General features: G+C 64.8%; 7 protein-coding genes. 3 read left to right on the top strand and 4 right to left on the bottom strand.

All coding sequences use genetic code 11. The annotated features are described in order from the left end of the window. Positions 1-363, top strand: a 363-nt coding sequence (locus ACR30Z_RS18735) for a transketolase-like TK C-terminal-containing protein (protein WP_434374159.1), incomplete at its 5' end; no start/stop codon positions are given. Positions 364-448: 85 nt separating this feature from the next. On the opposite strand, the gene ACR30Z_RS18730 is transcribed toward ACR30Z_RS18735, so the two are convergent. Then, positions 449-640, bottom strand: coding sequence for a YegP family protein (locus ACR30Z_RS18730; RefSeq protein ID WP_024818015.1), 192 nt, complete (start codon positions 638-640; stop codon positions 449-451). Between the two features lie 158 nt (positions 641-798). Between ACR30Z_RS18730 and nboR the strand changes: the two genes are divergently transcribed. Next, complete coding sequence (gene nboR / locus ACR30Z_RS18725) at positions 799-1,437, top strand: nicotine blue oxidoreductase (protein ID WP_434374157.1); 639 nt, start codon at positions 799-801, stop codon at positions 1,435-1,437. Positions 1,438-1,447: 10 nt separating this feature from the next. Further along, positions 1,448-1,915: a GNAT family N-acetyltransferase gene (locus tag ACR30Z_RS18720; RefSeq protein WP_434374155.1), complete on the top strand. Its 468-nt coding sequence runs from the start codon at positions 1,448-1,450 to the stop codon at positions 1,913-1,915. Between the two features lie 66 nt (positions 1,916-1,981). On the opposite strand, the gene ACR30Z_RS18715 is transcribed toward ACR30Z_RS18720, so the two are convergent. Genes ACR30Z_RS18715 through ACR30Z_RS18705 form a run of 3 tightly spaced genes read right to left on the bottom strand, consistent with a single transcriptional unit; the run spans position 1,982 to position 6,937 of the window. Further along, a complete protein-coding gene (locus tag ACR30Z_RS18715) occupies positions 1,982-4,804 on the bottom strand; it encodes a molybdopterin-dependent oxidoreductase (RefSeq protein ID WP_434374154.1) in 2,823 nt (940 codons plus the stop codon). Then, positions 4,794-5,723 carry an FAD binding domain-containing protein gene (locus ACR30Z_RS18710; RefSeq protein WP_434374152.1) on the bottom strand — a complete coding sequence of 310 codons (930 nt, stop codon included), beginning with the start codon at positions 5,721-5,723 and terminating at the stop codon, positions 4,794-4,796. Before ACR30Z_RS18710 ends, ACR30Z_RS18715 begins: the two co-directional genes overlap by 11 nt. Continuing rightward, positions 5,714-6,937, bottom strand: a complete 1,224-nt coding sequence (locus tag ACR30Z_RS18705; RefSeq protein ID WP_434374151.1) for an XdhC family protein — start codon at positions 6,935-6,937, stop codon at positions 5,714-5,716. The genes ACR30Z_RS18710 and ACR30Z_RS18705 overlap by 10 nt, the downstream gene beginning before the upstream one ends. Positions 6,938-7,024 lie beyond the last annotated feature (87 nt).

The raw sequence follows: 7,024 nt of genomic DNA, 5'->3' as shown, positions 1-7,024 counted from the left end.
GAACACGCCTTCCTCAACCCCGGCCAACCCGCCCGCACCCCGTTCATCACCGAACAACTCGCCGGCACCACCGGACCGGTCATCGCCGTGTCCGACTACATGAAAGCCGTCCCCGACCAAATCCGCCAATTCATCCCCAACGACTTCGCCTCCCTCGGAGCAGACGGCTTCGGCTTCTCCGACACCCGCCAAGCCGCCCGCCGCTACTTCAAAAACGACACCCACTCCATCGTCGCCAAAACCCTCCAGTTGCTGGCGGCGAGGGGCGAGGTTGAGGAGGGCGCGCCGTCGTACGCCATTGACCGCTACAAACTGCTCGACGTAAACGCCGGCACCACAGGCGGAGCAGGCGGCGACGCCTAACAACCCGCACTAACGACAGTTGGCGGCAGTGTTCGTAAAGAACACTGCCGCCAACTGTCGTTGTGCTGGGTTTTGCGAACCTGGCTCAGGTGCCCAGGTTCCTCCTGTCGACCACAAAGCCTGTTGCCGCGTTCTCGCGGACTGCGTTGATACCGGCCACCACGGCCTTCAAACTTGGAAACTGCGGCGACACTGCCACAACCGTGCCGTCCTCGGCTGTGAGCCGGAATCGGAATGAGTTAGTACCTGCTTTGAGAATCTCGAAACTGCCCGCCATTTTCCCCTGTCCTCACGCGTCGTTGCGTACCCGAGCTGACTTCATAACTCTCCACCGACCCTAGCGGCCATTTCCGTCCATCAAAAGCCCTACCGATCGGTAATTTGCAACCGATATCGGTAGATCTCTTCGAAAGCACGCTAGGAGCTAGAGACCGCATGCAACCCCGCGCGTATCGTGAGGATATGACTGACTCCGGCATGGCCCCTGTTACGGGCGTGCTGCTCGCTGCGGGCGCTGGCACCCGGCTGGGCCGTGGCCCCAAGGCGCTGCTCCCCTTCCGCGGCCGCACACTGGTGGAAGTCCTCGCCGACACCCTTTTCGATGGCGGCTGCCGCGAGGTAGTGGTGGTGATCGGGGCCGAGGCCGACCGTGTTAGGAGCATCGTGGACCTGGGTTCACACGTAGTGGTGGAGAACGAAAACTGGGGCAAGGGCATGGCCGGGTCCTTCCGCGCAGGCATCGACGCCGCAACACCAGGCAACAGCATCATGGTGGCGCTGGTGGACCAGCCCGGATTAACCCCGACGGCGGTGAGCCGGCTGCTGGGCAGCCACCGTCCTGGTCGGGTCACTGCGGCCGCCTACCCTGATGAGGCAGGCCGCCTGAAGCGCAGGCACCCGGTGATTTTCGACGTCGGACTCCGCCAGCAAGCCGCGGAAGCAGCGAATGGCGACACGGGCGCGAGGTCTTTCCTCAAGGCCCATCCAGGGCTGGTGGATCTGGTGGATTGCAGTGACCTCTGCTCGGGCGAGGACCTGGACACGAAAGATCAGTTGCATCTTTTAGAAGGGTAAATTAGGGTCCATGATCCGCATCGAACCTGATGATCCCGCGCGCCCTGATGTCCACCAACTCCTCAGCGAGCACCTGGCCGACATGTTCGCAACGTCGCCGGCCGAGAGTGTCCACGCCTTGGATCACTCAGCGTTGTCACACGAGTCGATCACGTTCTGGACAGCCCGCGAGGACGGCGTGCTGTTGGGGTGCGGCGCGTTGAAGAAGCTCTCCGGTGGGCATGCCGAGATCAAATCCATGCGCACAACAGCCAGTGCCCGTGGGCGCGGAGTCGCCACCCTGATGCTGGAGCACATCGTGGCCCAGGCCGGCCGCCTGGGCTACGAACGCGTGAGCCTGGAAACAGGCACCGAGGAGTATTTCGCCCCCGCGCGCCGCCTGTATTCCCGGCACGGCTTCACCGAGTGCCCACCATTCGCCGACTACACCCTGGACCCGAACAGCGTGTTCATGGAGCTCACCGTTTCACCCAAGTAGGGGACAGCAAACGTCGTAATGAAGGCTCATACCGGCGTCTGCTGTCCCCTGGTTGGGTCGCTTGGGTTAGACGGGCGCAGTGGTCCTGTCGCGGAGGGCAAGGTAGATCTTGTCCCGCGCGATGGGCAGCTCACCGAAGCGGATGCCCGTGGCGTTGCGGATGGCGTTGGCCAGCGCGGGTGCCACAGGGTTGAACGGGCTTTCGCTCATGGACTTGGCGCCGAGCGGACCGGTGGAGTCGTTGGTAGTGGCGAAGTACACCTCGCTCCTGGGCACGTCCGCGAAAGACGGAATATGGTACTGCCGCAGGATGTCCGTGGTGACGCGCCCGGCGTCGTCCACCTTCACTTCCTCGTACAGCACCGCGCCGAGCGCCTGCGCAATGCCGCCCTCGATCTGCCCGCGACACTGCCGTGGATTGACCACCACACCGGCGTCTGCGGCCTGCACACTCTGCAGGATCCGCAGCTCACCCGTTCCCGTGTTCACTGCAACCCGGAAGCCGTGGACGTTGAACGCCACCGATCGCGGCGTTCCTCCCCAGTTTCCGTCGGTGGCGAGCCGAACGCCTTGCAGCCGGGCGGCGTCGACAATGTCCTTCAGTGGCACAGTACGGTCGCCGCACTGAACCGCTCCGTCCACCAAACGGCAATCCGTCAGGGCCGCACCCGTCAGGGACGCAGCCACGGTCTGGATCCGGGTGGCGAGTTCCAGCGCAGCTCCGAGCGTCGCCTTGCCGGCCACCACGGTTCCGGCAGAACCGAACGCGCCGGTGTCGTGCTCCACGAGGTCGGTGTCGGACTGGCGCACGGTCACCTTGGACGCGGCTGTCGCCAGCGCGGTGGCAGCCAGCTGCGCATGCACGGTTGTGGTGCCGTTCCCGAATTCCGCAGTACCGACGTCGACGGCGAACCTCCCGTCCGCTTCCAGGCTCACCCGGGTGTGGGCGAAGTGGCCGCGCGGCGGAACGGTGTCGATCATGGACAACGCGGAGCCCTCTCCGATGACCCAGTCCGGTCCGAGGTCGTCCAGTCCGGCGGCACGGTAACGCTCCTTGCCACGATCCAAGGCGTCCCGAACCAAGGCCACGCACTGGTCCAGCCCGTAGCTTCCATAGTGCACGTCTTCCTCAGGCTCGGGCGTGGTGGAGAGCATGTGGTCACCGGGCCGGACCATGTTCTTCAGGCGGAATTCCAAAGGATCCATGCCGATGCCTACGGCGAGCTCGTCAATGGCTGACTCGATCGCGAAGATCATCTGGCTCAGCCCATAACCACGGAAAGCGCCGGCTGGAACGGTGTTGGTGTAAACGGCGTGCGCATCCACTTTCTTGTTGACGCACTTGTAGACAGCCAAGGATTCGCCGCAGCCGTGGAACATCACGCCGGGAGCGTGGTTTCCGTAGGCACCGGTGTTGGTGAGGACATTCAACTGAAGGGCGGTCAGGTACCCGTCGCGGTTGGCACCCGCCTTCAGGTGAATGGTGAAGGGGTGGCGGGTGGTGGTTGCCGTGAACTGCTCCGTCCGGGTGAACTCAAGCTGCACAGGCCTGCGGAGGGCCAAGGCTGCCAGCGCCACCAGGTCCTCGGTAAGGACTTCCTGTTTTCCGCCGAATCCACCGCCAACCCGGCCGGCCACCACGCGGATGGTCTCCGGCGGCAGGTTAAACACCCGGCTCAGCGTGCGCTTCACCAGGAACGGAACCTGCGTGGAAGATCGGATCACCAGACGGCCGTCCTCATCCAACCACGCGATGGAAGCATGGGTTTCCATCGCGACATGCTGGACACGCTGCGTTTGGTAGGTGTGCTCGTGGATGAAGTCGGCGGCCGCGAAGCCGTCGGCCACACTGCCCAGTTCGGCGTGGACCTCGGCCACCACGTTCTGGAGCGGCCGTGAGATCCGGGAAGCTTCGCCGTCCTTTTCCCCATGAATCGCCGGGGCGCCGGGAAGGATGGCTTCCTGGGGAGTAAAGACGGGTTCCAGGACTTCATACTGGACGGCCAGTGCACGGGCACCGGCCTCGGCCGCACCCACGGATTCGGCCACCACTGCGGCAACCCGCTGCCCGATGAATCGCACTACGTTGTCCAGGACCCGGGTGTCATCGGGGTCGTCGGCGAAGTTCTCGTGTTGGGCCGTGGAGAACAACAACCGGGGTGCGTCTTCGTGCGTGAACACTGCCACTACACCGGGAACGGCCAAGGCCGGAGCCTTGTCGATGGACACAATCCGGGCATGTGCGTGCGGCGAACGCAGGAGCTTCATGTGCAGCAGGCCGGGGAGTTGCTCGGAGGGGACATCCAAGGTGTATCGGGCGGTTCCGGTCACGATGGCTTGGCCTGCGGGCGCCGGGACGTTGTCGCCCAGCTGGCCGGGAGTTGCTTCCACGGTGGGGTTTCCTGCAGCGGCAGGCGGCTGGGCCCCCGAAACGTCGGCCCCGGCGTCGTGCTGGTGATCGCCGCCGTGGCCACAGACGGCGTCCGCGATGGAGCGGTAGCCGGTACAGCGGCACAGGTTGCCCTTGAGGTTGCGGGGCAGGTTGGCGCGTTGCTCGTCGTCGAACGTGGCCGCGGTCATCATCATTCCAGCGGTGCAGAAGCCGCACTGGAAGCCTTGACCCTCCAGGAACTGCTCCTGCACAGGGTGCAGCCCATCAGCGGAACCGAGGCCTTCGATGGTGGTCACCGCTTTACCCTCGGCGCGGACGGCCGGGTAGATACAGCTGTGGACCGGCGTGCCGTCGACGTGGACGGTGCAGGCTCCGCAGTCGCCGCCGTCGCAGCCCTTCTTGACGCCGAAGTTGCCTTCTTCGCGGAGGAACGTGCGGAGGCATTGGCCGGGCCGGGGTGTGGCCTGCGAGGCGGCTCCATTGATTTCAATTGCCATTCCGGGCCTCCTTCTGCTGGGTGCTGGGTTGTGCGGACGGTTGCGGCGACGTGGCGTGCGGCGGCCAGAAATCGCCGGAAACCGTCATCGATTCGCCCAACAGCTCGGCGCGGATTTCCTCGGCGAGCTTGAACGTCATGTCCCGGCGCCAAGCCGGGAGCCCGTGGATGTCATCGTGATAGAGCGGCCAGGGAATGGAATTCCCGACGCCGTCAGCCAGGGTCCCGGCGTCGGGAACCTGCCCAGCGGGGAACCTCAGCTGTACCGGCCGTTTGGTGGACGCGGTCACCGTGATGACCAGGCCGCCGTCGGGGTCCAACCGCCCGATCAACAGCACGCCGGAGCGACCGAGGTTGCTAAGCGACAGACGCCGGAACGCTACCCGGGCGGACAACGCAGGGTCCGGTAGGTGGATGCTGCGGAGCAACTCCCCCGGAGCCAGGACAGTCTGCATGTCTCCAATGACGACATCGGCCACGGGAACAGTTCGGCTGGTGCCATCCGGGCTCAGGATGGTGGCGATGCCGTCCAATCCAGCGCACAACGACGTCATGGGTCCGGCCGGCAATCCGGTGCAGATGTTGCCGCCTACCGTGGACATGTTCCAGATCTTGAACGATGCCACGAACGAGTCACAGCACGGACGGACCAGGGCCAGGCCAGGCCACTCGCGGTCCGCCGTTTCAGCGGAAAGCGGCAAGGCGTAAAGCTCGGCCACGGTGCAGGTGGCGGCAAGTTCGATGCCTTGGTCAGTGACGGTGACGGCTGGCCAGTTGGCTTGTCCGAGGTCGAGGAGCCTCTTGAGCACGGTGCTTCCGTAGGAGAAGAGGACGGTGCCTCCGGCGAGCCAGGCATCGCCGTCGCGCCATTGCGCAGGGTCCGTGGTGGGGACCACGGCCTCGATGGTGTTCATGTCCATGGGTCCTCCTGGGTGAGGTGTTGAGGTGCCGGGTGGATCGGACCGGTGCTGTCTTTGAGGGAAGGGAAGCCGTCTTTGTAGTGGCTGGTCCCGCGCCCGGCGATGATTTCGGCCGTGATGGAGACGGCAACTTCTGCGGGAGTCACAGCGCCGAGGTTCAGTCCGATGGGTGAATGCAGCCGTTCCAATCGTTCCGGGGGCGTACCGGCATCAAGCAGTGCCTCCACCCGCTGGCGGTGGCTGCGACGGGAACCCATCGCGCCAACGTACGCCAGGTTCAACCGGAGGGCGCTCTCAAGCAAGGGGATATCGAACTTGGGATCGTGGGTCAGGATGCACACCACCGTCCGGGCGTCGATACGTCCTGCCGCTGCCTCCGATTCGAGGTACCGATGGGGCCAGTCGGTGACCACTTGATCGGCTCCGGCGAAGCGGCTTTGCGTGGCGAAGGCAGGCCGGGCGTCGCACATGGTGACGTCATAGCCGAGGAGTTGCCCTGCGGGGAGCAGTGCCGCCCCAAAGTCGTTGGCACCGAAGACCAGCATTCGTGCCGCCGGCAAACGGCTTTCAACGAACAGGGTGATGGGTTCGGGCTGGGTTTCCTCCCGCGGGGGCAAAGCCAACCTCTCTGTGGTGACCCAGCCATCGATGCAGCCCTCGGGTGCGGCCAGACGGACCAAGCCGGCACGGCCACCCTGGAGGAGCGGTTCAACCTGTGCCGCAGCGGCGAACAGCGTGGCAGGGTGGTCTCCCACCAATTTGGCGAGTTCCTCCGATTCCATGGCTCGGAACCTCACAGGATCATTGACCAGCACGACTCCGCCGCCGGCATCGAGGCGCCGGATCAGCGCTGCGGGGCGTTGTGTTTGAGCAAACACAGAGAGTTCGGGTGCGCCTGCCGTGAGCGGCTGGATGTGGACTTCCAGCTCTCCTCCACAGCTGAGTCCGACGGCGAACGCGTCCTCTGGACTGTAGCCAAAAGACTCAAGGCGCGGGCCGCCGTCGCGCATTGCTTCCAATGCCGCCTCAACGACGGCACCTTCCACGCATCCGCCGGACAAGCTGCCCAGGATTTCGCCATGTTCGGAGACCATCATGGAGGTCCCGGTAGGCCGCGGCACAGAGCCGCCCGTCCCTACGATCGTGGCCACGGCACACAGTTGGCCGGAGACCGCAGGCCGCCAGCTGCCCAGTGAAGGCATCAGATCCAGCATGGCAACACATCCTTATTCCAGGTGTCCCGGCCGGGTGGCCCGGCCGGAGCAGTGCGCGATCTTGCCCCATATTCTCATTTCCAGAGG

It is taken from the genome of Paenarthrobacter sp. FR1 (assembly GCF_051106045.1).
Taxonomy (GTDB): domain Bacteria; phylum Actinomycetota; class Actinomycetes; order Actinomycetales; family Micrococcaceae; genus Arthrobacter; species Arthrobacter nitroguajacolicus_A.
The sequence above is the reverse complement of the archived record's forward strand: the minus strand, read 5'-3'. Positions and strand labels throughout refer to the sequence as shown.